General features: G+C 41.3%; 22 protein-coding genes. 9 read left to right on the top strand and 13 right to left on the bottom strand.

What is annotated here, in order from left to right:
• The first annotated feature begins 43 nt into the window (after positions 1-43).
• Both ACYH0L_RS04735 and ACYH0L_RS04730 read left to right on the top strand, forming a co-directional pair.
• On the top strand, positions 44-484 hold the full coding sequence (locus ACYH0L_RS04735) for a MerR family transcriptional regulator (RefSeq protein ID WP_099728817.1): 441 nt from the start codon (positions 44-46) through the stop codon (positions 482-484).
• A gap of 58 nt (positions 485-542) precedes the next feature.
• Entirely contained in the window at positions 543-1,874 is a 1,332-nt protein-coding gene (locus ACYH0L_RS04730; protein ID WP_230030977.1) for a hemolysin family protein, read from the top strand.
• A gap of 39 nt (positions 1,875-1,913) precedes the next feature.
• Here ACYH0L_RS04730 and ACYH0L_RS04725 read toward each other — a convergent pair whose 3' ends face one another.
• On the bottom strand, positions 1,914-2,516 hold the full coding sequence (locus ACYH0L_RS04725) for a lysophospholipid acyltransferase family protein (protein WP_099728819.1): 603 nt from the start codon (positions 2,514-2,516) through the stop codon (positions 1,914-1,916).
• 384 nt (positions 2,517-2,900) lie between these two features.
• On the opposite strand from ACYH0L_RS04725, the gene ACYH0L_RS04720 reads away from it, so the two are divergent.
• From ACYH0L_RS04720 to ACYH0L_RS04710, 3 genes are read left to right on the top strand one after another with little or no spacing between them, the layout of a single operon-like run.
• The gene (locus tag ACYH0L_RS04720; protein ID WP_024425287.1) at positions 2,901-3,392 is read left to right on the top strand and encodes a sigma-70 family RNA polymerase sigma factor; all 492 of its coding nucleotides are present in this window, start codon (positions 2,901-2,903) and stop codon (positions 3,390-3,392) included.
• Complete coding sequence (locus ACYH0L_RS04715) at positions 3,385-4,443, top strand: anti-sigma factor (protein ID WP_099728820.1); 1,059 nt, start codon at positions 3,385-3,387, stop codon at positions 4,441-4,443. Before ACYH0L_RS04720 ends, ACYH0L_RS04715 begins: the two co-directional genes overlap by 8 nt.
• Entirely contained in the window at positions 4,431-4,721 is a 291-nt protein-coding gene (locus tag ACYH0L_RS04710) for a hypothetical protein (protein WP_024425288.1), read from the top strand. Before ACYH0L_RS04715 ends, ACYH0L_RS04710 begins: the two co-directional genes overlap by 13 nt.
• 338 nt (positions 4,722-5,059) lie before the next feature.
• On the opposite strand, the gene ACYH0L_RS04705 is transcribed toward ACYH0L_RS04710, so the two are convergent.
• Positions 5,060-5,872 (bottom strand): C40 family peptidase, encoded by an 813-nt coding sequence (locus ACYH0L_RS04705; RefSeq protein ID WP_099728855.1) that lies wholly within the window; start codon positions 5,870-5,872, stop codon positions 5,060-5,062.
• 354 nt (positions 5,873-6,226) lie between these two features.
• Here ACYH0L_RS04705 and ACYH0L_RS04700 point away from each other — a divergent pair, with 354 nt between their 5' ends.
• Entirely contained in the window at positions 6,227-7,591 is a 1,365-nt protein-coding gene (locus ACYH0L_RS04700; RefSeq protein WP_099728856.1) for an alkaline phosphatase, read from the top strand.
• Positions 7,592-7,646: 55 nt separating this feature from the next.
• Here ACYH0L_RS04700 and ACYH0L_RS04695 read toward each other — a convergent pair whose 3' ends face one another.
• Both ACYH0L_RS04695 and ACYH0L_RS04690 read right to left on the bottom strand, forming a co-directional pair.
• The gene (locus ACYH0L_RS04695; RefSeq protein ID WP_371930225.1) at positions 7,647-9,071 is read right to left on the bottom strand and encodes a SpoVR family protein; all 1,425 of its coding nucleotides are present in this window, start codon (positions 9,069-9,071) and stop codon (positions 7,647-7,649) included.
• A 67-nt stretch (positions 9,072-9,138) separates the two neighbouring features.
• The gene (locus ACYH0L_RS04690) at positions 9,139-10,338 is read right to left on the bottom strand and encodes a globin domain-containing protein (protein ID WP_249705401.1); all 1,200 of its coding nucleotides are present in this window, start codon (positions 10,336-10,338) and stop codon (positions 9,139-9,141) included.
• A gap of 183 nt (positions 10,339-10,521) precedes the next feature.
• Here ACYH0L_RS04690 and ACYH0L_RS04685 point away from each other — a divergent pair, with 183 nt between their 5' ends.
• Positions 10,522-10,953 carry an Rrf2 family transcriptional regulator gene (locus tag ACYH0L_RS04685; RefSeq protein WP_099728859.1) on the top strand — a complete coding sequence of 144 codons (432 nt, stop codon included), beginning with the start codon at positions 10,522-10,524 and terminating at the stop codon, positions 10,951-10,953.
• A 160-nt stretch (positions 10,954-11,113) separates the two neighbouring features.
• A complete protein-coding gene (locus ACYH0L_RS04680) occupies positions 11,114-12,589 on the top strand; it encodes a catalase (protein WP_230030981.1) in 1,476 nt (491 codons plus the stop codon).
• A 206-nt stretch (positions 12,590-12,795) separates the two neighbouring features.
• On the opposite strand, the gene ACYH0L_RS04675 is transcribed toward ACYH0L_RS04680, so the two are convergent.
• Positions 12,796-13,116, bottom strand: coding sequence for a YqzG/YhdC family protein (locus ACYH0L_RS04675; RefSeq protein WP_370461121.1), 321 nt, complete (start codon positions 13,114-13,116; stop codon positions 12,796-12,798).
• Between the two features lie 191 nt (positions 13,117-13,307).
• Here ACYH0L_RS04675 and ACYH0L_RS04670 point away from each other — a divergent pair, with 191 nt between their 5' ends.
• Complete coding sequence (locus tag ACYH0L_RS04670) at positions 13,308-13,556, top strand: YhdB family protein (protein WP_249705400.1); 249 nt, start codon at positions 13,308-13,310, stop codon at positions 13,554-13,556.
• Positions 13,557-13,705: 149 nt separating this feature from the next.
• On the opposite strand, the gene ACYH0L_RS04665 is transcribed toward ACYH0L_RS04670, so the two are convergent.
• From ACYH0L_RS04665 to ACYH0L_RS04630, 8 genes are all read right to left on the bottom strand, one after another.
• On the bottom strand, positions 13,706-14,356 hold the full coding sequence (locus ACYH0L_RS04665; RefSeq protein ID WP_249705399.1) for a response regulator: 651 nt from the start codon (positions 14,354-14,356) through the stop codon (positions 13,706-13,708).
• Positions 14,353-15,498 (bottom strand): GAF domain-containing sensor histidine kinase, encoded by a 1,146-nt coding sequence (locus tag ACYH0L_RS04660; RefSeq protein ID WP_230030984.1) that lies wholly within the window; start codon positions 15,496-15,498, stop codon positions 14,353-14,355. The genes ACYH0L_RS04665 and ACYH0L_RS04660 overlap by 4 nt, the downstream gene beginning before the upstream one ends.
• 156 nt (positions 15,499-15,654) lie before the next feature.
• Positions 15,655-17,400, bottom strand: a complete 1,746-nt coding sequence (locus ACYH0L_RS04655) for a phospho-sugar mutase (RefSeq protein WP_482354404.1) — start codon at positions 17,398-17,400, stop codon at positions 15,655-15,657.
• A 341-nt stretch (positions 17,401-17,741) separates the two neighbouring features.
• Positions 17,742-19,403, bottom strand: a complete 1,662-nt coding sequence (gene glpD, locus ACYH0L_RS04650) for a glycerol-3-phosphate dehydrogenase (protein WP_482354403.1) — start codon at positions 19,401-19,403, stop codon at positions 17,742-17,744.
• A 139-nt stretch (positions 19,404-19,542) separates the two neighbouring features.
• Positions 19,543-21,039, bottom strand: a complete 1,497-nt coding sequence (gene glpK, locus ACYH0L_RS04645) for a glycerol kinase GlpK (protein ID WP_099728212.1) — start codon at positions 21,037-21,039, stop codon at positions 19,543-19,545.
• A gap of 15 nt (positions 21,040-21,054) precedes the next feature.
• Positions 21,055-21,870, bottom strand: a complete 816-nt coding sequence (locus tag ACYH0L_RS04640; protein WP_099728213.1) for an MIP/aquaporin family protein — start codon at positions 21,868-21,870, stop codon at positions 21,055-21,057.
• Positions 21,871-22,085: 215 nt separating this feature from the next.
• The gene (locus tag ACYH0L_RS04635) at positions 22,086-22,643 is read right to left on the bottom strand and encodes a glycerol-3-phosphate responsive antiterminator (RefSeq protein ID WP_482354402.1); all 558 of its coding nucleotides are present in this window, start codon (positions 22,641-22,643) and stop codon (positions 22,086-22,088) included.
• Positions 22,644-22,795: 152 nt separating this feature from the next.
• The gene (locus ACYH0L_RS04630; RefSeq protein WP_327925500.1) at positions 22,796-24,136 is read right to left on the bottom strand and encodes an aspartate aminotransferase family protein; all 1,341 of its coding nucleotides are present in this window, start codon (positions 24,134-24,136) and stop codon (positions 22,796-22,798) included.
• Between the last annotated feature and the right edge of the window lie 72 nt (positions 24,137-24,208).

The raw sequence follows: 24,208 nt of genomic DNA, 5'->3' as shown, positions 1-24,208 counted from the left end.
TTTCAGCATAGAATTATATTAAACTATTTTCATAAACTATAACGTGACGGTTAGGAGGAGATGTTCAGATGGGGCTGAGAAAAAGTATCGTATTGGTGAACTAGCACAGATTGCACAGGTGACGAAACGAACTGTAGATTATTATACAAATCTCGGATTGCTAGCGCCTGTTAGATCTTGCTCAAATTATCGTTATTACGATGAACATGCTTTAAAACGATTACAATTAATCGTTCTTTGCAAACAGCAGAGATTGGCTCTTTCTGACATCAAATCCAGATTAAATGAACAATTCCCTTCTCAAAAAGAGAATCATGATGAACTTGTCCATTTAACCTCTGATATCGATCAGATGAATGAGCATATGGACCGCATTTTGGCACGTTGTAAGCAGCTTCAACCAGAACAACGTGAAAAACTAAAAGAGCAGCTTACACCTGAAAAAATGACGGCTGTCCAATCATTTTTACTGCTGTTAAGTTAAAATTTTTACTAAACAGGAGGTGTTACCTTCGTTCTCAAAGTCAGAACGAAGGCCTTAATTGGACATAGTTAATTTACTCATAGTTGCTTTACTTATAGCTTTAACCGCATTTTTCGTTGCATCAGAGTTTGCGATCATTCGCTTAAGAAGCTCAAGAATTGATCAATTAATCGCAGAAGGTAATAAAACAGCAGTTGCTGTCAAGCATGTGACGACTCACCTTGATGAGTACTTATCTGCCTGTCAGCTTGGTATTACCATTACCGCCCTTGGAATAGGTTGGTTAGGGGAAGAAACGATTGCGCATATGCTTGCTCCACTGTTTGTAGAGCTGTCAATTCCTCAATCAGCTAGTCACATTGTCACTTTTATTATTGCGTTTAGTATTATGACGTTTTTACACGTTGTGGTTGGAGAGCTTGCACCGAAAACACTCGCCATTCAAAAGGCTGAGCAAGTATCCCTTCTTTTTGCTAGACCGCTGATGATCTTTTACAAGGTGATGTTCCCGTTCATTTGGGTATTAAATGGATCTGCTCGTCTATTAACGAAAGCGTTTGGTCTACAGCAAGTATCTGATCATGACATGGCGCACTCTGAAGAAGAATTGCGGATTATTTTATCAGAAAGCTATAAGAGCGGCGAAATTAACCAGTCTGAATTCAAATATGTGAACAAAATTTTTGAATTTGATGATCGTCTGGCGAAAGAAATTATGATTCCTCGTACCGAAGTTGTCAGCTTCCCTCACGATATTACCATTGAGGAAATGCTGAAGGTCACCAAGGTAGAGAAATATACACGTTATCCAATTGAAGATGGCGATAAAGACAACATGATCGGTGTTGTGAATATTAAAGAGGTTCTCACTGCGTGCATTAGCGGTGAATGTTCTACAAGTGATACGATCGAAAAATTTGTGAATCCGATTATTCATGTGATTGAAACGGTTCCTGTTCATGATTTACTGCTAAAAATGCAGCGTGAACGTGTACACATGGCAATCTTATCAGATGAATATGGCGGTACAGCAGGTCTTGTTACTGTTGAAGACATCCTTGAAGAAATCGTCGGTGAAATTCGTGATGAATTCGATATTGATGAAATCAACGAAGTGCGTAAGCTGGGAGAAGACCATTACATCTTTGATGGGAAAGTCCTTGTGGATCAAGTCAACCTACTGTTAGGTATTACACTTGATAATGAAGAAGTGGACACGATTGGCGGCTGGTTCCTCACGCAGAAGTATGAAGTAGAGAAAAATGACTCCATTCGTGAACAAGGCTATGAATTTATCATTAATGAAGTCGATGGACACCACGTGGTATACATCGAAGTCAAAAAGTTAAATGAACAACTATTAGAAGCAGCCGAAGAAGGCGCTTCGTAAGAAAAAACGACCCTTGCCCTAAGCAAGTGGTCGTTTTTTTTATGCCTTTTCCATTAATTGAGCTTCAAGTTCTTTAATTTTTGTATTTAATACTTCCGTCATAGCACCTAATCTTTCTTTTGGCGGCAGATGATCGAATTCAGACAGTTCAATCGGTTCCCCGATGATTAAGCGCATTTTCCCCTTTTTGAAAAGACTTTTCGCATTTGATGGTCCTTTGTACGCCGCTGGAACAATTGGCGCTTTGCCGAGCTGTGCAATGGTGACCGCCCCTCTTTTTAAAGGAACATCTTCTGTTGTACGTGTTCCACTTGGGAAAATGCCAACGATCTTTCCCTCTTTTAATAATTTAATGGGCGTTTTAATACTGCTTGGCCCAGGATTCTCTCGATCAACTGGAAAGGCATGAATTCTTTTTAAAAATCCACCGATCCATTTATTTGCAAACAATTCTTTTTTCGCCATGTAGTGGATCTCAAACGGAAGAATTCCTGCGCCTAGTGCAAGAACATCCACAAAACCCTCATGCGTACATGCAATGACAAAACCTCGATCCGTTGGCAGATTTTCTTTTTGATATACTTTGATTCCGCCTCGGAGAGCAAAAAATGCTTTGATGGTATAGCCTGAAAATTTATACATAGTGCACTTCCTTTGTTTGAAGAATGAAGGATTTGTTTCTATTATAACAAATTTTTTATTACCTGGTACTAAAAATTTTGTGATCCCGCTAAAATAAAAGCTGCTCACTAAAATCAGCTTTTCGTTTGAAATCCTTGCTCCTTCTGTATTCAGACATGCGGTTTTAGGAGAGAATAAAATAGGAATTGTCCAATTTTGTCGTTTTTCGAAGGTTTTTCCTGATTTGTTCTATTGAAAATGCTTTATAAATGAAGCAAATTTCGCTATGATAAGGAGAAATGATTTTGATTCGGCGAAAGAGATGAGTAATGTACGGCCTATGAGAAGTTTCGTGCAACTTTATGCCTTTCTTATGCGTGTATAACATAGAGGGGAGAAAAATCAGTGACGATCGATGAAATTTATCAAATGTATATGAACGATGTTTACAGGTTTCTGCTCTCCATGACAAAAGACAAACATTTGGCGGAAGACTTATTGCAGGAAACCTTTATGCGTGCTTATATACATATTCATTCCTACGACCATAGCAAAGTGAAACCTTGGTTATTTCAGGTGGCACGAAATGCTTTTATTGATTATGTCAGGAAACATAAAAAAGAAGTGACCATATCGGATGATCTAATTGGCGGCCTTTTACAAACGTCTGTACAAAGCCCTGCTGAACAGGTTGAAATAAAAGAAGTTCTCACCATGTATTTGGAGCAGCTTCCAGATAACTACAAGGAAGCGTTGACATTGTATTATTTAAAAGAACTGAATTACAAGGAAGCATCCAAGGTCATGAATATTACTGAAGCAAATTTTAAAAGTGTTTTATTTCGTGCAAGGCAGCGCCTAAAAGCACTTTACAACAGAGGTGTTAATGATGAATGAAGAGTTTAACAAGCGATGGGAACAATATAATAATGGCGAGATGAATGAGGAAGAAATGATGGCGTTTGAAGAAGAGCTTGAAGAAAATGAAAAGCGCTTAAGTCAGGAGCTGAATGACTCGGATTGGACAGACTTCTCCATCAGTCCTGAAAAGCAAAAAGCCATTTTACAATACGGAAAAAGAAAGTCTTACTTACGTATTTCCGTACTTGCTGTCATATCTACACTCATTATTTTACCACTTTGTACATTGGGAAGTTATCTATACTACGGAGTTGGCGGAGCAGAGAGCAAAGGCAATCATTTCATGGAAACAGCTGCTGTGACAGTCGCTCTGACAAAACCAAACGTGGCCATTGATATGAAGGATTTAAAAGGACAGGTCAAGCTGTTTGGTATGAACACAGAGCTTAAGCTGCAAAAACAAATTGGCAATAAAACAGAAGCCATTGGCAGTGAACAAATTGAAATGTTTTTCGATAAATTAAAACAGCCTACAATCTCTTATTATGGTGACAGTGCACGTAATACGGAGGATTTCTTTACCCACCCTTCTACGCAGGCAGATGCATCAAAAAAACAAACACTCACGACTTTAGACAAGCTTCCTGAAGGAACAGTGAGTGAAGTGTATGTATCCTATGACAAAGCTTACACACCAAAGGACGTTTATTCCTTGGCTAAAAAATATGATATGAAAGTGCTTTGGAATGCGATTAAAACAGAGGATTCATTAAGTAGGAATCAGCGCCCGATCGGTTTTCCTGGGAAAGACTCCGAATTTTTAAAAGAGCTTCAGCACACATCAAAAACAGAGGTAGATCAATTCAAAGATGCCCTTGCCTATGTCAATCAGCATCCAACCTGGGCAAAAACGATCTCCGGCAGACCTGAACTTGACCTGTCTAACCGAATACGCTATATCAATCAAAATGGTGTCACGATTTATGGCTCTGTTGTCACAGGTCCTTCTAAAGAAATTGAGAAATTTGTGAAGACAAAACGCATTAAAACGGCAAAAGTGAGCGAGGTGGAATTATGGAATTGGTAAGAATTTTTAAAGAGCATAATGTATTTGGCTGGATTTCTGTCGGCACAGCTATTTTATCCCTGCTCATGCTGAACCTCGCCATTATCAGCAATGTGACATTTTATTCTTTTCAAATGCTTCCTTTTGCAATGGCCGCAGTTCCATTTGGCATTATTGAACTGTTCATCAAAAAAGGCCGTACGGGCCCAGGTTTCCTAGGTGTCGTACTGAATATCTTTGTCATTGTTTGCGTCTATGCCATCGTATCAATTGATGTAGATCTTCAGTTAGGTTTTTAATGACTCACAAAATGAAAAGCCAGTGCTACTTGACTGCACCAAGTAGCACTGGCTTTTTCTGTGTATCCATTTATTTCTTATTTAATTCTGAGTTGCTTTCTTGAATATAAGAATACACAAATCAATTCGATAGCAAGCCAGATGAAGAAACGAACATATGTGATGACGCCAAGCTTATAAATGATGATTGAATAAAAATAAGACTCCCCTTAGCGAGTCCGTATTCATGTTATTTAAAAGCCTTTAGACTGGTAGTGAACTATAATAAAGGTCCACTCCTGTTGCGCGAATGATATATGAAAAAAGAGACTGCTTCATGAGCAGTCTCTTTGAATAGATTAGTTAACAAATGTTTTCGCTCCAAGGTAAATCGGCTTCCAATAGCTTGAATTCATATCACTGATCGTCACACCGTCAGAAGCAGCATGGATAAACTTGTTGTTCCCAATGTAGACACCCATGTGAGATGGACCAGATTTATATGTCGTAAAGAACACAAAATCTCCAACCTTCGGTGTTGAGACGCTCTTCATCGAGCCCCAAAAACCTTCTGTTGTTTGTCTTGAAATCTTTTTTTGCTTGTTAATGATATACCACATAAACCCGCTGCAATCAAAGCCTTTCGGTGTCGTTCCACCCCATTTATATGGTGTACCGTTCTGTGCTTTAGCATCTGATACGAGCTTAGACTTGTTTAATGAAGAAGTAGAGACTGTTTTTCCTTTGACAGGTGTTGTCTTCGCTTTAGACGTCTTTTTCACTTTTAGCTTTTGTCCAATTTTGATGAGGTCTGTTTTGAGTTTATTTAATGATTTCAGCTCTTTCACTGTCATCCCATACTTTTTGCCAATTTTAGATAGTGTATCACCTTTGACAACTTTATGAGTGGCTGTCGCTGAAGCCGCTTTTACTTTTGTTGTTGTTTTTTTCGAGGAAGTTCCATTTACTTTTAACGTTTGTCCAACATAAATCATGTCAGATTTCAGCTTATTGTCTGATTTAATCTTGCTCACGGTTGTTTTGTATCTTTTCGCTAGAACAGAAAGAGAGTCACCTTTTTGAACCTTTACTGATTGTGCTGAGGCAGTTCCGGCAAATAATGTCGTCCCAAGTAGAACTGCACTTGCAGCTGTGATCAATTGTTTTTTCATTTGTTCCTCCTGTATGTATCTATCGTGATCCGAATTTTTATCTACTTTCTATTATAAGGATCAAATACCAGAAGAAATAGTCTTGACTTCCTACGACATTATGCTTATTAATTCGGCAAAATTTATTTTTTTTTAGGGTTCTTTTTATTTCATTTTTATTACACAATCATGACAAAACGAATGCATCCTGGCATGGATAAATGATACATTCATTTCTCTTTTTGGTTCATTCTATGTAAAGTGGACCTTTACAATTTTAAAGCGAACTTTACGGTGCTGTAAAATGGAATCCACACTTCTGCTCTACCATTGTAAACGTAAGAGCGATACATAAACAATGAGGAGGCAAAATGAATGAGTGTGTTGAAAAGCTCGAAAACGAAAATAGCTGCTGTAGCAGCAGCATCTGTGCTATCGATTGGCATTTTTTCAGGAATTGAATTTGGACAGGCTGACAAAGCTGAGGCGAAAAAGAAACCAAAAAATGACGTACAAAATGTGATCGTGCTAATTGGAGATGGCATGGGAACACCTTATCTTTCAACTTACCGCTCATTTAAACACAACGGAGACCTTTCAAAGCAAACAGCGTTTGACCCTTACCTCACTGGCATGCACAAAACGTACCCTGACGACTCTAAAAGTAACATCACCGATTCAGCAGCGGCCGGTACAGCCATGGCGACTGGTAAAAAGACATACAACAATGCCATCAGCGTAAACAAAAACGGCAAAAAATTAAAAACAGTTTTAGAGGAAGCAAAGCGCAAAGGAAAGTCTACGGGTCTTGTCGTGACATCTGAATTAACCAATGCTACGCCTGCTGCGTATGCCGCCCACAATGTGTCTAGAAAAAACACAGCAGCCATTGCCGATAATTTCTTCGATGAGAAAATCGGGAAACAGCATACAGTCGATGTCATGCTTGGCGGAGGACTTATCGATTTTGTTCGCAAGGATCGTGATCTGACGAAGGAATTCAAAAAAGCAGGTTATGATTATGTCACAAACAAAGCAGCCTTGCAAAAAAACAAAAACCAAAAAGTATTAGGTCTTTTTGCTGATGGCGGTCTCGATAAAGCCATTGATCGCGATAAAAACACCCCTTCTCTACAAGATATGACGTCCTCAGCTATTAAACAGCTGTCTAAAAACAAAAAAGGATTTTTCCTCATGGTCGAAGGCAGTCAAATTGACTGGGCGGGACATGACCATGATATTGTCAGTGCCATGAGTGAAGTAAAGGATTTTGAAAATGCATTTGAAGAAGCCATTCGTTTCGCAAAAAAGGATAAAAATACGTTAGTCATTACGACTGCGGATCATTCCACTGGCGGACTTTCCTTCGGGGCAGACGGCTCCGGCAGCTGGGATTACAAACCTGTAAAAGCAGCGAAAAAGACACCTGATTTTATTGCAGACAAAATCGCAGGCGGCATGACTGTTGAGTCTGCGCTCAAACAATATATTGAACTTGATTTCACAAAAGAGGAAATTGCTTCTATTCAAAAAGCAGCTGAAACAAAAGATGTTGTTCAGATTGATGATGCGATTGAAGAAGTCATCAACACGAGATCACATACAGGCTGGACAACATCAGGTCATACAGGTGATGAAGTACCATTTTATGCGTATGGACCAACAAGCCAGCAGCTAAAAGGTCTCATGGAAAATACAGATCAAGCTAAGCACATTTTCAAATTGCTTAAAAACCAATAACTTTGTGAAACACAAAAAAAGATGTCCTAAAGCAGACATCTTTTTTTGATCTTTTTTATGCGAGATATTTCCTATGAACCCCTTTTCCATCGTATGAAAACATCACTTCTTTTCCTTCAAGAACTGACTCGATATGCACACTTCTTCCCCACAGCTGATACAAATACGGGAGCACTTTTTCTAAGTATTTCAGGTCGAGCTCAATGCCTTCGTACCAATGCTTGATATAGAGTTCATTGTTTTTCAAATAGTCGCCATCGATCACGGTCAAATAAGGAAAACCGCCATTGACCCTCATGCTCACAAGCTGATCACGAACAGCCTTCCATTCTTTATCAATGACTTTATAGTCTCTCCCCTGCTTTTGAAACAAGTACAAGTCTTCTCTCATCACAAGGTCTTTTGTTAAGTAGTTTCGAATAAAGGAAATATCCGATTCAATTTCCCGCACTTCAAACATTTTGCTGCGGCCGGACCCTTCTGTCACCCCTGTTTTTTTTAATTCTTCGCATGGGTTGTCATAACGCTCTTCAATATCTTCAAATATCTTCAACCCTAAATAGTAAGGGTTGATACCCGTCTTAGATGGCTGCACCACGCCTGCATTTAATTTCGCAAACTCAATCGATTCACTTGAATCTAAATCGAGCTCACGCATAATCCGCTGATGCCAATACGATGCCCAGCCTTCATTCATAATCTTTGTTTCCAGCTGCGGCCAAAAATAGAGCATTTCCTCTCTAAGCATGGTCAGTACATCCCGCTGCCACGGCTCTAGCTCCCTGGAGTGCGCTTCAATAAAGAGCAAAATATCTTTTTCTGGCTTTGGCGGAAATTGCTTGACGGTTTTCTTTTTCTCACGCGTCTTTGGCTCATCCATTCCCCACAAATCATCATACGGTGTTTGACGTTTTGGTTTATCCTCTTCATATTCTTCTTCATCGTCTATATTCCAGCTTAATTTTGAACGAACAAGAGACGGATCAATATGCTCCTGCAGAGCCAATACCGCATCTAAAAAGGATTCGACTTCTTTTGTTCCGTGGATATGCTCATACTCTTTGATTCGCTCTGCCGCCGCAGCCATGCTTTCTACCATATCTCGTTTTGTGTTTTGAAAACGGCAATTATTTTTGAAGAAATCACAGTGTGCCAGTACATGAGCCACAATTAATTTATTTTGAACAAGCGTATTGTTATCTAGTAGAAAGGCGTAGCAAGGATTTGAATTGATCACCAGTTCATAAATTTTGCTTAACCCTAAATCATAATGAAGCTTCATTTTATGAAATTGCTTTCCAAAGCTCCAGTGGCTAAATCGTGTTGGCATTCCGTATGCACCGAACGTATAAATAATTTCCGCGGGACAGATTTCATACCTCATCGGATAAAAATCTAGACCAAATCCTTCTGCAATTTCTGTAATTTCATCAATGGCTCTTTGTAAAAGACGTTTTTCAGATACGCTCAAGGAAACCATCCCTCCTCATCGGACTTATCCCTACTATATGAGCGTATCTAAAAAAACATGATGTTCCGCCATTCGTTTAGACAACTTCCATTTCTTTCATGGATTGCCCGCCGAATGCTTCGAAATGTATATGCTGTTCTGGAATTCCCATCTCTTTTAGGATATGGATCATCTCCTGTGTAAATGCTGCAGAACCACATAGATAAAACTGGCCTTTCCCTTCTCTAATTACTGATTGCAGGAATGGACGGTCAATCCGGCAAGCCGCCTTCTCAACTAGCTCGCCCTTTCCGGACTGTTCAAATTGCTCGTTACATAGGATGATGCGGCCAAGAGAAGATGAAGCCAGAACGCTTTCAAACTCTTTTTCAAAAGCGGTTACATCCTCTAATCGGTCTGCATGAATCATCGTAAATGGCTGATTGCTGTGAGCTGCTGTTTTCACTAAGCCTACCATTGGTGTGACACCGGAACCGGCACTGATGAAATAAGCGGGCTCTTTTGTGTCTTCTTGCAAGCAGAACACTCCCTGCGGCATACTCACTTGAAGAACGCCCCCTTCTTCCATTTCATCATGCAAGAATGTGGACACATGACCATCACGCTTTACTGTGATGCGGTAATAAGACGGGTGATATTGATCTGATAAGCTGTATTGTCTGCTGCACACATAGGCTTCGCCCGGCATATCTGCCTGCACAGTAATGTATTGACCCGCTTCATACATTGGAAGCTCTGATTCATCTTCTGGTACTAAATAAAAAGAGATAAGCGCTGGAGATTCTTGTTTCTTTTTCTTGATGACAAACGGTTTGACATCTGCCCATCCGCCTTTTTGTTTCACATTTTCATTCATCATTTCTGCTTCAATCGTGATAAATATATTCGCAATGATATCATATGCGGCCTTCCACGCTAATAATGTGTCATCCTGCTCAGTTAATCCAAACACTTCTTTCATCGCTTTAATGAGGTGATACCCGACGATTGGATACTGCTCTTTTTTCACCATGACACTGACATGCTTATGGGCGATTTGTTTCACCGCAGGAAGCAATTGTTCTAATCGATCGATGTGCAGTGCAGCTTGATATAGTGTCGCAGCAAGCGCCTCTGGCTGACTTCCGTTCATGAGGTTCGTTTTATTAAACTGATTGAGAAGCTCTGGGTGCTGCCTGATCATATTTTGATAAAAAACAGTCACAAGTTTTGTTCCCTCGGCTTTTAGTAAAGGGGCTGATTGTTTAATCGCGTTCATTTGATCTGTGGATAACATCGTTATTCCTTCTTTCGAAAGATGTATTTTAAATACATCTTTATCTTAATGAATGACGGCTTATAAAAGCAATATTTATAATACATGTTTTAAATGTTGTCACATTTAACACTTTCTCGACCAGTTCTTGTCTAAAATGTGTTACGATGATACAAAACTCTATTAGGTTTAGAGGTCGTCCAAATGAAACTTACGAATTATACAGATTTCTCATTAAGGGTACTCATTTATTTAGCGTCAAGAGACAACAATGAACTGTCAAATATTCAGCAGATTGCCGATATTTATGGCATTTCTAAAAATCATCTAACGAAGGTGATTTACCATCTTGGAAAACGCGGGTATGTGGAAACAATCCGCGGGAGAAATGGCGGGATTAGGCTGGGGAAAAGCCCAGAAAGCATTAACATTGGGGAGGTTGTCCGCTATACAGAGGAAGACTTAGTCATGGTCGAATGCTTTGATCCAAAGAAAAACAGCTGTATCATCTCCCCGATTTGTTCATTAAAGCATGTGCTTCACGAAGCTCTCACTGCTTATTTACGCGTTCTTGACCAATACACATTAAAAGACTTAACACAAAACAAAGATGCTCTAAGAGAGCTCCTCCTTTAGACGAAAGAATTTCATTTCTTTCGTCTTTTTCTTTACCTCCTTGTAATAATAATTTATTTAAAATTATTATAAATAAATATTGACTATCATGTTTGATTCACTATAATTAGGGTATATAGATTGCTAGAAACCATTTTTTTGTTTACAGGAGGAGAAAAGAATGACAAACTCAAATCATAAAAATTTGACAACGAATCAAGGCGTGCCTGTTGGCGATAACCAAAACTCAAGAACAGCTGGTCACCGTGGACCTTCATTTCTCGATGATTACCATTTGATTGAAAAGCTTGCACACTTTGACCGTGAACGTATTCCAGAGCGTGTCGTTCATGCAAGAGGCGCCGGCGCTTATGGTGTGTTTGAAGTAGAAAATAGCATGGAGAAACATACAAAAGCAGCCTTCTTAAGTGAAGAAGGGAAACAGACAGACGTTTTTGTTCGCTTCTCAACGGTTATTCACCCTAAAGGTTCACCTGAAACATTACGTGACCCGCGCGGCTTCGCTGTGAAATTTTATACAGAAGAAGGCAACTACGATTTGGTTGGTAACAACTTGCCGATCTTCTTTATTCGTGATGCATTGAAATTCCCTGATATGGTTCACTCTCTTAAACCAGATCCTGTAACCAATATCCAAGATCCTGACCGTTATTGGGATTTTATGACCTTAACACCTGAATCTACTCACATGCTTACATGGCTTTTCTCTGACGAAGGAATCCCTGCCAACTACGCAGAAATGCGCGGTTCCGGTGTCCATACGTTTAGATGGGTGAATAAATATGGAGAAACCAAATATGTGAAATATCACTGGAGACCATCAGAAGGTATTCGCAATTTATCCATGGAAGAAGCAGCAGAAATTCAAGCAAACGATTTCCAGCATGCGACAAGAGATCTTTATGATCGCATTGAAAAAGGCAACTATCCAGCCTGGGACCTATATATTCAGCTTATGCCGCTTAGCGATTATGATGAACTTGATTATGATCCATGTGATCCAACAAAGACGTGGAGCGAGGAAGATTACCCGCTTCAAAAAGTAGGACGCATGACACTTAACCGCAATCCTGAAAATTTCTTTGCTGAAACAGAACAAGCTGCTTTCACGCCAAGTGCACTTGTCCCAGGTATTGAAGCATCTGAAGATAAACTGCTTCAAGGTCGTCTTTTCTCATATCCAGACACGCAGCGTCACCGTCTTGGTGCGAACTACATGCGCATTCCAGTCAACTGCCCTTATGCACCTGTGCAAAATAACCAGCAGGATGGCTTTATGACAACGACTCGTCCAAGCGGTCATATTAACTATGAACCAAACCGTTACGAGGATCAGCCAAAAGAAAACCCTCACTACAAAGAAAGTGAGCCTGTTCTTCACGGTGACCGTATGGTGAGACAAAAAATCGAAAAACCGAACGATTTCAAACAAGCTGGGGAAAAATATCGAAGCTACTCTGAGGAAGAGAAACAAGCGTTGATCAAAAACCTAACAGCTGATCTCAAAGGTGTAAATGAAAAAACAAAATTACTTGCGATCTGCAATTTCTATCGTGCAGATGAAGATTACGGACAGCGTTTAGCAGATTCACTCGGTGTGGATATTCGCTCATATCTTCAAGGAAGCATGAAATAATTGAATTCGTGTTGTTTGACAAAGGGCTAAAATGATCTTTATTTTAGCCCTTTGTCTTCTTTTCAGCGTGATAGAAAACCTTTACAGTCTAGGAAGAACGAGGAGCGGAGCGAATTCGACATTCGTGAGCACCGGCACGCAGGACTGACACAGAATGCGAGGGTTTGTCTACACGCTGAGCGCCTCTTATCAAAAGAGGTGCTTTTTTATAACCGAAACACATTAATACTAATCAAATGTCCGGTCACCGGGTGAAAATAAATTTCTGCGTGTGCTGCAAAAAGGGTCGATCCTTCCTTCACCGTCACGCGAAATACATCTTTTGTCTGTTCATCATTTACTTTTGTTCGTCCAATGTAATGATAGTCGTTTAAAGCGGCGCCTTCATATTCATCTTGCAACGCGGTATAAGCAAGTCTTTCCCAATTTTCAACGGGCTGCACCGCTGCTTTTGATGCAGGATGGATCATGAGACTGCCGAGCAAAACCATTCCTGCTGCAAAAAGCATCCACAATTTCGGCTGCATGATATCATTGATCTCACTTTCATGTATATTTTGATTAGGTTTTGCTGAACGACCCTTTTTCATACATGAAGCATTTATTCAGCCTATAATTTCCGGTACGCGATTCATGCGGACACCAACTTTTCCCCTGAAAAAGTCGATATGATCCGAGCAAACTAATGAGGACTTCTCAAGGGAAAGGAGAAGGTTTCATGAATGTGGCGGATTATGATAAGGCACTTTATTATACGCATCGCTCGCAATGGGATAATTTACTTATTCTTATGGTACGTACGCAAGATGACTTGCTCTCGAAACGTATTGAGCATTTCTTACATGCGTATCAATTTAACCGAAACGATGCAGATGTTGAAAAATGTTTATACGGGCTCCTGCAGTACATTGATCATGCTTCAGAGGCTGCTGCTGCTGAATTTTATTCAGAACCGCTGTACACATAAAGAAAAAGGCTGATTTTCAGCCTTTTTACATACGTTTAGCAGTGCCAAGTGATTGGAAACTTAAAGGGGCTTTCATCCATGTCTCTTTGTGAAAATAACAGCGCATCCTCCTCATTTGGCATCGTGACTGCATGTTTACATTTTTTCTGTCAAAGCAGCTCTTTTGACTGATTTTTTTGATAATCCACTGCATAAAGAGCCGCTTGGGTTCGATCTGCCAGCTCTAGCTTTGATAATAAATGAGATACGTGCGTTTTGACAGTTTTTTCAGAAATAAACAGCGCTGAGGCGATTTCTTTGTTGCTTTTACCCTTTGCAATTTCAAATAGGACATCTCGTTCTCTATTGGTCAGCTCGTTCATTTGTGCCCATTTCTGCTCTTTTGGTTCTGTCAGATGCTGCACAAGGAAAGTCGTGATATGACCATCTAATTGATAGGTGCCATTTTGTACTTCAATCATTGTCGTGAGCAGTTTTTCTGGCGCTACATCCTTGAGCTGATAGGCTTTCGCCCCTGCTTGAATGGCTGGTATGACATAATCTTTATCTGCATAGCTTGTCAAGATCACAATGCGCGTATCGGGCATTTCCAGTGTCATTTGTTTCGTTGCCTCAATGCCATTCATAACGGGCATAGAGAGGTCCATTAAGACAATGTCAGGCTGCGTTTGTCTGACAACTTCAAGCGCCTCTTCTCCATTGGATGCCTCACCAACGATGTCCACATCAGGCTGTGTTTGCAAGAAAAACACCAGCCCTTTTCTCACAATATGATGATCATCTGCAATGACTACTCTCATGACGAACCCTTCCTTTCTTGAGAAAATGGCACTTTCACATGAATCGTGGTTCCTTTACCTAGCTCAGAATCAATACAAAATGTACCACCTGTTCTTCGGATGCGGTCAGCCATCCCTTTCAGCCCCAGTGAAGGAAGGCTCATTTGCTCGTCATACTGAAATCCTTTTCCGCGGTCGATGATTTCCATCTCAAACGTGTCTGCCGATTGCTCGAGTTTGACCTCGACTTCTTCTACTCCCGCGTGTTTTTGACAATTATTCAGCGCTTCTTGACATACGCGAAACAAAGTTTCATGCCGCGAATGATCCATCTCCATACAGCCTGATAAAGATAATGTACAGTTTAATCCTAAGAGCTGTGCGTACTCTTCAATCGCCGTCGTAAACCCTTTTTCAAGTCCTCTTGGTCTTAGCTGCCAAATGAGCGACCGCATTTCAATGAGGGCATCTTGTGACAAATGCTGAATAAAATCAATCATTTCCCCTAGATTCTGATCGCTTGTCATTTGACGGGCAGCCTTCGCAGTCAGACTCACTGAAAACAGCATTTGATTGACAGAATCATGTAAATCCTGCGCAAGCCGGTTTCTTTCTTCCAGAAGTGCATGCTGCTGTTCGTTTTGTACAAGCTTCATTCGCTGAATGGCAGTGCCAATTTGAAGCGCAATGCTTTCAAGCAAATTCAGCTCTTCTTGCGTAAATGTGACTTTTCCTTTTGCCGCCACATTTAATAAACCGAACGTGCGCTTACACGCTTTGAGCGGAACTGTCGCATGATGTGTAATGCCTTCTGTATCCCCAAGCTTTTGCTCGATGGCCGTTTCAATCCGTTTACAGTTGATAATATTGGTGGCTGATTGCAGTGATCCCTTTGTGTATCGATTGATGCAATAACAGTCGTTTTGACACATCAATTGCTTTTGGTGCTTTGCAAGTGCTTCAGGTAAAGATACCTCTGCCATCAGTTCATACGAGCCGTCTTCTTCTATAAAATAAATCCATGCTGTCTGAAAGCCTGTCACATCCATAAGCATATGGAGCACTTCATGAAGCGTGTCTTTCATTTCCAAGCCTTCATTTAACTTTTCAGCAATTTCTTTTAACGTTTTTAATGTTTTAACCTTCTCTTTGTATTCTCCCATGCTGTTTCCCCCCGGCATTTGCTGCCTCCTCTTATCATTATGTTGATTATACCACGAGCACCCTTTTGTCTCTTTCTCAAAAAGGATGATTTCTTCTCATACTTTTGGCTGAGAAAAAAGCCATCATGCATTCACACGATGGCTTTGTTACTTTCTTTATTTAGCTGTTTCTTCAACAATATCATAAACGACTTTCATCACTTCTTCCGATAGATGCTTCAGTTTTTCTTCGCTATCTGTTAAAGATGAGCCTTTAACTGCAATATAAAATTTCACTTTAGGTTCGGTACCCGAAGGTCTTAAGCAGAACCATGAGCCATCCTCAAGGAAATATTTCAGCACGTTTGATGCCGGCAGGTGAATTGTTTCTTCTTTCTTTTCTGTCACGAGATGTCTTTGACTTGATTGGTAATCCTCAATGACAGTGATGCGCTGACCTGCGATGGCGGCTGGCGGATTTGTTCTAAAGGTATGAAGGATCGCTGAAATTTGCTCTGCTCCTTCTTTTCCTTTTAAGGTTAATGACTTTAATCCTTCCCGGTAAAATCCAAACTCCTTGAAAATATCGACAAGAGCGTCGTACAATGACTTGCCTTGTTTTTTATAAAAAGCAGCGACTTCAACGGCTAACAGCGCTGCTTGCACCGCATCTTTATCTCTGGCAAAATCACCGATCAAATAGCCATAGCTCTCTTCATAACCGAATTGAAACGTGTATTCTCCACTTTCTTCAAATTGCTTGATTTTTTCTCCAATAAATTTAAAGCCAGTAAGTGTGTCAATGGTGTCCGCACCAAATGCTGATGCGACAGCACGCCCAAGCTCACTTGTAACTATTGTTTTCATCACAACTGGACGAGGCGGCAGCTGACCTAGCTTTTGTTTTTCGGACAATAAATAATGAAGCAGCAGCGCTCCTGTTTGGTTCCCTGTTAAGACCGTAAATTCTCCCTCATGATCTCTGACGGCAATGCCTAACCTATCTGCATCAGGATCTGTTGCAATGAGGATATCGGCATTCTGCTTTTCACCAAGTTTCATGGCATATTCAAACGCTGCATGCTCCTCTGGATTTGGCGATGTCACCGTTGAAAATTGCGGATCTGGTTTTTCCTGTTCAGGCACAACGGTCACATGCTGATAGCCAAGAGCCTGAAGCCCATTTCGGACAGGTTGATTGGCGGTACCATGAAGCGGGGTAAACACCACTTTGACATCGACTTCATCTGCAAGCTCAGGATGCACACTGATGGTTTTTAATTTTTCAATATAAGCACGATCAATTTCTTCTTCAATCATATGGATGAGCCCATTTTGTTTCAACGTTTCTTCTGACTCTACTGAAATCGCCAGTTCATTTTCAATTGCATCTACTTCTTTAATGACTAGATCTGCTTCAAATGGAGGCAGCTGGCCGCCATCTTCTCCATATACTTTATAGCCATTATATTCTGGTGGGTTGTGACTTGCTGTCACGACGATACCAGCAAATGCATTCAGCTCCCGAACAGCAAATGAGAGTTCTGGTGTCGGACGCAGTTCGTCAAATACGTACGTTTGAATGCCTTGTGAAGCAAGCGTTTTGGCTGCTTCCATCGCGAATTCAGGAGATTTATGGCGTGAATCATATGCAATGGCGACGCCTCTTCTTTTTGCATCCTCTCCATGTTTCGCAATATACGCAGCAAGACCCGCTGATGCTTTACGAACGGTGTAGACGTTCATTCGGTTCGTTCCTGCACCAATTTCTCCGCGCATTCCTCCAGTTCCGAACTCAAGGTTTTTGTAGAAGCAGTCTTCAAGAGCTTGATGATCATCTCGATGCGCCTCTAGCCATTCCCTTAGTTCAGTATCCAGGTGCTTCTCATTGATCCATCGCTCATAATTCGTATTCCAACTCATGGTCGTCCTCCCAGTTCTTTTCATCAATAAAATAATATCTACTGTTATTTTATATGGAATCACCCTTTATGTCATGCTATATCATTGGCAGATGGAAAAATGATGAACAAATATAAAAAGCCGATACACGATCGGCTTGAGACTGTTGACAAAGGGCTAAAATGACCTTTATTTTAGCCCTTTGTCTTCTTTTCAGGCGTGATAGAAAACCTTTGCAGTCTAGGAAGGACGAGTACTGGAGCGGAGCGAATTTGACATTCGTGAGCACCGGCACGCAGGACTGACACCGAATGCGAGGGTTTGTCTACACGCTGAAAGACGATACGCGATCGGCTTTTCTCTTATTCGGCATCAAGCGGTACGACTGCTTCATGGAATAGTTGATCTAATTCTGTTTGATGTTTTTGTTTTGTCGCTTCATCCCAGCCAAAACGATCTGCCATATAGTCAACGACAGGCTGTGCATATTTTTTTGCCCAGTTGATATTAAATAATAGGCTTCCTGTTCTTCTTAAGAAGAAATCGACAGGTGTAACGGCTAGTTCTTCTTCGATCGCATAGACAAGCTCTGCCAGTACGTACGCTGGAATGTTTCGTTTGTCTGCTTCGCCTTGAAGCTGCTCCACACGCTGGAAGAGACTGCTGACGTTTGAGCCGTATTTTTCGGCTAGTTTTTGAGCAATCGGTTCTGTTAAACCAACGGATGCTCCTTCTGCCGTTTTCGCTTGAACAAAGGATGCCATATTTTTAGAACCGCCTACATGCCCACCTGAAATTGGCATATGTTTCGTTTTACATGATCCATAATCTTTTCCAGTTTCCTCCTTCAGTCCATCACGTACAAGATCCACAATGTGCTCAGCCATTTTACGGTAGCCTGTTAATTTACCACCAGCGATGGTGATCAAGCCTGAAGATGATGTCCATACCTCATCCTTACGAGAGATTTCTGAAGGGTCTTTTCCTTCTTCATGAATGAGCGGACGAAGACCGGCCCAGTTGGATTCAACATCTTTTTCCGTAATGTTGAGATCTGGGAACATGTACTGAATCGCTTGGATGACATAATCACGATCTGCTTTTGTCATACGCGGATGTTCCAGCTGTTTTTTGTATACCGTATCTGTTGTTCCAACGTACGTTTTGCCTTCTCTCGGAATCGCAAAGACCATGCGTTTGTCAGGCGTGTCAAAATAGATCGCTTGTTTTAACGGGAAAACCGATTGGTCGAATACTAAGTGAATTCCTTTTGTATGCTGTAAGTGTTTCCCTTCTTTTGAATGGTCCTTGTCTCTTAGCTGATCTACCCATGGACCTGTCGCATTGACAATCTTCTTCGCATACACATCATATGTTTTCTCCGTCATGACATCTTCAATGACAACGCCGACAACTTTTCCTTTATCATAAATAAATTCTTTTACTTTCGCATAGTTGACAGCTTCTGCACCGAATTTCACTGCCTCTTTCATGACTTCAATTGTGAGGCGTGCATCATCTGTACGGTATTCAACATAGTAGCCGCCGCCTTTTAAGCCGTCCTTTTTCACAAGCGGTTCTTTTGCAAGTGTTTCTTTCGCACTTAGCATGCTTCTGCGTTCGCTATGCTTTACTCCAGCTAAAAAGTCATACACTCTTAGACCAATTGATGTTGAAAACTTACCAAATGTACCGCCTTTATGCATCGGAAGAAGCATCCATTCTGGTGTTGTCACATGCGGACCATTTTCATATACAATGGCACGTTCTTTACCGACCTCTGCCACCATCTTCACTTCAAATTGCTTTAAATAACGAAGCCCACCGTGCACAAGTTTCGTTGAGCGGCTAGACGTACCTGCTGCGAAATCCTGCATTTCCGCAAGACCGACACGCATCCCGCGTGAAGCCGCATCAAGTGCTGTACCGGCGCCTGTAATACCCCCACCAATGATAAACACATCATATGGTTTTTTTGTCATTTCCTGCAGCATTTGTTCTCTTTCTAAGCTAGAAAAAGTCATCTCTTGTTCCTCCCATGTTGTACGGTAAAGAAAAAGAGACCGCAAACACCCAAAGCGTATTTCTACACTTCGGTGCCTGCGGTCTCTCCAGTTCTCCAACCGTTCTATTAACTTACTTGAAGTATACCATACTTTTTGTTTATTTGAAAGCTTGAGCTGCTTTTACAGCCTTTTTCCACCCGCTGTATAACGAGTCACGGCTGTCCTCTTCCATCTTAGGGTCAAAGCGCTTTTCAAGGTTCCATTGTTTTGCAATGTCTGAACGGTCGTTCCAGAAGCCAACTGCTATTCCCGCAAGATAGGCCGCACCGAGTGCCGTCGTTTCATTAATTTCTGGACGTTCTACTGGTACATCCAGCAAATCACTTTGGAAGCCCATTAAGAAATCATTCTTCACAGCCCCGCCATCGACACGCAATGTTTTTAATGAGATGTTTGAATCCTTTTCCATCGCATCTAAAACATCTTTCGTTTGATAAGCAAGTGATTCCAACGTTGCACGGACAAAGTGCTCTTTAGAAGTACCGCGTGTTAAACCGAATACAGCGCCTCTGACATCACTATCCCAGTAAGGTGTGCCTAGACCAACGAATGCTGGAACGACATATACGCCATCTGTTGACTCGACACGCTTTGCGTAAGCCTCGCTGTCTTTCGAGTCTTTAAACATTCTCAGTCCATCACGCAGCCACTGAATCGCTGAGCCGGCTACGAAAATACTTCCTTCTAAAGCATATTCAACTTTACCGTCAATGCCCCATGCAATCGTCGTTAATAAACCATGATCCGACTTAATGGCTTTTTCCCCTGTATTCATCAACATGAAACATCCTGTACCATATGTGTTCTTCGCCATTCCTGCTTCAAAGCAAGCCTGACCGAATAAAGCAGACTGCTGATCTCCCGCCGCACCTGCAATCGGGATATTTTTACCAAAGAAGTGATAGTCCGTCGTTTCACCATAAATGTGTGAAGATGGTTTGACCTCTGGAAGCATAGAAGCAGGTATGTCTAGGATATCAAGTAATTCTTCGTCCCATTTCAAATCGTAAATGTTGAACATCAACGTTCTTGACGCATTAGAATAATCTGTGACGTGTGATTTACCGCCTGTCATTTTCCAAATGAGCCATGTATCGATTGTGCCAAACAATAAGTCGCCATTTTCTGCTTTCTCACGGGCACCTTCTACATTGTCCAAAATCCATTTCACTTTTGTGCCTGAGAAATAAGCATCGATGAGAAGACCTGTTTTATTTCTAAATGTCTCATTGTGTCCTTGGGCTTTTAACTCTTCACAAATGCCAGACGTTTGTCTAGACTGCCAAACAATTGCATTATAAACTGGTGCGCCTGTATGTTTATCCCAAACAACAGCTGTTTCACGCTGGTTCGTAATTCCGATACCCGCAATTTGATCTGCTTCAATGCCAGATTCAATTAAAGCGGTTGAAATAACAGATAGAACAGAGCTCCAAATTTCGTTTGCATTATGTTCTACCCAGCCAGGGTTCGGAAAATATTGATTAAATTCTTTCTGTGATGTATGTGCAATTTTACCTTCTTGATCAAATAAGATCGCTCTTGAGCTTGTTGTCCCTTGATCTAATGCGAGAATATATTTTTCTTTTGCCATGGTGTTTTCCTCCCCTTACATACTTTCATTTACAGCATTTGTTTGGTTTTTCGTAGAGACATAGAGTCCTAACAATACCACAACTAAAATAACGCTTACAATCCAAAAGGCTGGAGTGACGTTCGCTTTAAAGGCAGCATTGTAGAAAACACCGCCAAATGCACCGCCTAAAATGGGACCAACAACAGGAACCCAAGCATATTTCCAATTCGATGGACCTTTACCTGGAATCGGCAGAATCGCATGGGCAATTCTTGGACCTAAATCACGTGCAGGGTTGATTGCATAACCAGTTGTTCCACCTAAAGAAAGACCAATCGCTACAATTAAGAAACCAACAATCAGCGGATTCACTCCGTCTGCAAATTTATTTGCACCAATCGCTAAGATTCCTAGAACCAATACAAATGTACCGATGACTTCACTGAGTACGTTTGCAAAGGTATGCGGAATCGCAGGACCAGTTGAGAATACACCTAGTTTTGCACCTGGATCGTCTGTTGCTTTCCAGTGTGGTAAGTAATGTAAAAAGACAATAATAGCTCCGAGTAATGCGCCAAGCATTTGACCGACAATATACATTGGAACATCAGCCCAAAGAAAACTTCCTTCTAGAGCAAGACCAATTGTCAGCGCCGGGTTTAAGTGTGCCCCGCTAATTCCTCCAGTTGCATAGGCTGCAATGGCTACTGCAAATCCCCAACCGAAAGCGATTACAATCCAGCCGGACTGATAGGCGAGCGATTTCTTTAGATTTACGGCCGCACACACACCGCCTCCAAAAATAATGAGCAGCATTGTACCTACGACTTCACCCCAAAATGGTGTCATGAAAAATTCCTCCTCTGGTTCAGTTGCCATCCCCTATGAATGTGTAGAAAAGATAAAGAAAAAAGATCCACAACAAACATACTTTACATCAGGGTCATTTGTCACCTAGTAAAGCGCTGTTGTGGATCTCCGTTTCTCCATCACATGATATTAACTTAGTGCTATAGTATCAGAGGATGAAAACGTTGTCAATCAATTTTCACATTTTATCTTTTTCACTTTTGGAATGCTTTCCAAAGGTCTGTATTCGATGTCGTCACAGCTGTTGCTCCTGCTTCAAGCGCTCTTTCCACATCTTCTTTTGTTCGGATAAATCCCCCTGCAAATATTGGTATTCCCGTTCTTTCGCGCACTTCTGTAATTAAATCTGGCACGACACCCGGCAATACTTCTATAAAATCCGGACGATGTTTCCCGACAAACTCCATGCTTTTTTCCATCGCACTTGTATCAAGTAAAAACATTCGCTGAATCGCATATACCTTTTTTTGCTTAGCTTTCACTATGACAGAAGACCTAGTAGAAATAATTCCTGCCGGCTTCATTTCCTGACAAATAAATTCCGTTCCATATTCATCATGTTTGATCCCGTGAATGAGATCGACATGGACAAACATTTTTTTGTGATGGGCATTCGCCTCATTCATGATGCCCTTAAGCCTGCCTAAGTGAACATCAAGTAAGACTCCATATGTAAATGGACTTTTTAAAAATTCCTCAAATTGCTTCATATTACGAACAGCAGGTAAAATGGGTTGATCATAAAAACTCATATGCCGTCTCCTTCTAAAGTGTGTTGGTTCAGCCTTCTCCTTACAGTAATAGAATCTCTTCTTTTTTTCAATACACCTAGTGTGTCCCATTGCCGATTCGACCTAGCAACGTCTTCGCCTCTCATAGAAAAAAGCAGAGAGATGTCTCTCTGCTAAAGCTGTGCCATACTTTCTTTTATCGTATTGATGATAAATGCCGCGTCTTCGTCTGTAATATTTAGTGGTGGTGCAAGCTGGGCAACGTTATTATAGCCAGCGGCCGTATCACCATTTTTCCCAATGATTAAACCGCGTTTTTTACATTCTGCAATCAATTGACCGACAACACTAGGATCAGCTGGCTTTTTTGACTGTTGATCCTGCACAAGCTCAATCCCAAACAGCAAGCCTTTTCCTCTGACATCACCGACAAATGGATGTTCTTTTAACTCTTGCAAACGTTCGAGCATGTCTCGACCAAGTGTGTCAGAACGTTCCACTAATTGCTCATTTTCTATGATATTTAGGTTGGCAAGTGCAACCGCACAGGAAGCAGGGTGACCGCCAAATGTATTGACATGACGCAGCCGGTCATACGTATCTTCTCCTGCATAGGCTTCATAGATTTCCCGTTTGACGCATGTGGCAGAAAGCGGTAAATAGCCGCTTGTGATCCCTTTTGCCATCGTAATGATATCTGGCTTCACTTCCTCATGCATAAAACCAAACCGCTTTCCTGTTCGGCCAAAGCCGCATATCACTTCATCCACGATGAGGAGCGCTCCATGAGCTTCACAGATGTCTTTGACCTTTTTCAAATACCCTTTTGGCGGCATTAGGATACCGCCTCCCGTAATAATCGGCTCCATGATGACCCCAGCAATGGTCTCACTTAATTCCCACGTCATCGCTTGATCAATCGCAGCAGCACTTGCCAAATTCTCTTGGTCCTCTGGATGCCGATACAGATCAGGAGGCGCGACGTGGATGAAGCCCTGCCCTAATGGTTCATATTTATATTTACGCTGCGCTTGACCCGTTGCAGCAAGAGCTGCTGCTGTATTGCCGTGATACGATCGATATCGGGAGATGAATTTTGTTCGTGTACTTTCTCCCTTTTGCGCATGATATTGTTTTGCAATCTTAAATGCGGTTTCATTGGCTTCAGAACCGCTGTTGGAAAAGAAGATGACATAGTCACCCCCAAGCCATTCACTTAGCTTCTCAGCCAGCTGAATAGCTGGTACATGGCTTTGTGTAAGCGGATAGTAAGGCATCGTATTTAATTGCTTATACGCCGCTTCTGCAAGCTCTTTTCGGCCATATCCGGCATTTACACACCAAAGGCCTGACATCCCGTCTAAATATCGATTCCCATAAATATCTGTCACCCATGCGCCTTCTGCCTCGTGAATGACCATGCTTTCATTTTCTTTGTTTGTCCCTTTCATATGATGCCAGATCAACTGATCATCTTTTGCCTGAAGATTTTGAGCTTGCTCATGTATTTTCATCATCCCACGCCCCCATGTATCCGTTTTCATCATTAAAGAAGCTTAGACCAGTACAGTACATTGCCTCTTCAT

It is taken from the genome of Bacillus sp. MC1252, assembly GCF_056838025.1.
This window is presented reverse-complemented; position numbering and strand designations above follow the sequence as displayed.

Bases quoted from the DNA above. Each gene is read 5' to 3' on its own strand.
- ACYH0L_RS04690 (WP_249705401.1), bottom strand. From the start codon at position 10,338: ATGTTATCCACAGATCAAATGAACGCGATTAAACAATCAGCCCCTTTA.
- ACYH0L_RS04715 (WP_099728820.1), top strand. From the start codon at position 3,385: ATGAATGAAGAGTTTAACAAGCGATGGGAACAATATAATAATGGCGAG.
- ACYH0L_RS04710 (WP_024425288.1), top strand. From the start codon at position 4,431: ATGGAATTGGTAAGAATTTTTAAAGAGCATAATGTATTTGGCTGGATT.
- ACYH0L_RS04640 (WP_099728213.1), bottom strand. From the start codon at position 21,870: ATGACACCATTTTGGGGTGAAGTCGTAGGTACAATGCTGCTCATTATT.
- ACYH0L_RS04675 (WP_370461121.1), bottom strand. From the start codon at position 13,116: ATGCAGCCGAAATTGTGGATGCTTTTTGCAGCAGGAATGGTTTTGCTC.
- ACYH0L_RS04630 (WP_327925500.1), bottom strand. From the start codon at position 24,136: ATGAAAATACATGAGCAAGCTCAAAATCTTCAGGCAAAAGATGATCAG.
- glpD (WP_482354403.1), bottom strand. From the start codon at position 19,403: ATGACTTTTTCTAGCTTAGAAAGAGAACAAATGCTGCAGGAAATGACA.
- ACYH0L_RS04680 (WP_230030981.1), top strand. From the start codon at position 11,114: ATGACAAACTCAAATCATAAAAATTTGACAACGAATCAAGGCGTGCCT.
- ACYH0L_RS04685 (WP_099728859.1), top strand. From the start codon at position 10,522: ATGAAACTTACGAATTATACAGATTTCTCATTAAGGGTACTCATTTAT.
- ACYH0L_RS04665 (WP_249705399.1), bottom strand. From the start codon at position 14,356: ATGAGAGTAGTCATTGCAGATGATCATCATATTGTGAGAAAAGGGCTG.
- ACYH0L_RS04700 (WP_099728856.1), top strand. From the start codon at position 6,227: ATGAGTGTGTTGAAAAGCTCGAAAACGAAAATAGCTGCTGTAGCAGCA.
- ACYH0L_RS04635 (WP_482354402.1), bottom strand. From the start codon at position 22,643: ATGAGTTTTTATGATCAACCCATTTTACCTGCTGTTCGTAATATGAAG.
- ACYH0L_RS04695 (WP_371930225.1), bottom strand. From the start codon at position 9,071: ATGGTTTCCTTGAGCGTATCTGAAAAACGTCTTTTACAAAGAGCCATT.
- ACYH0L_RS04670 (WP_249705400.1), top strand. From the start codon at position 13,308: ATGAATGTGGCGGATTATGATAAGGCACTTTATTATACGCATCGCTCG.
- glpK (WP_099728212.1), bottom strand. From the start codon at position 21,039: ATGGCAAAAGAAAAATATATTCTCGCATTAGATCAAGGGACAACAAGC.
- ACYH0L_RS04655 (WP_482354404.1), bottom strand. From the start codon at position 17,400: ATGAGTTGGAATACGAATTATGAGCGATGGATCAATGAGAAGCACCTG.
- ACYH0L_RS04705 (WP_099728855.1), bottom strand. From the start codon at position 5,872: ATGAAAAAACAATTGATCACAGCTGCAAGTGCAGTTCTACTTGGGACG.
- ACYH0L_RS04725 (WP_099728819.1), bottom strand. From the start codon at position 2,516: ATGTATAAATTTTCAGGCTATACCATCAAAGCATTTTTTGCTCTCCGA.
- ACYH0L_RS04660 (WP_230030984.1), bottom strand. From the start codon at position 15,498: ATGGGAGAATACAAAGAGAAGGTTAAAACATTAAAAACGTTAAAAGAA.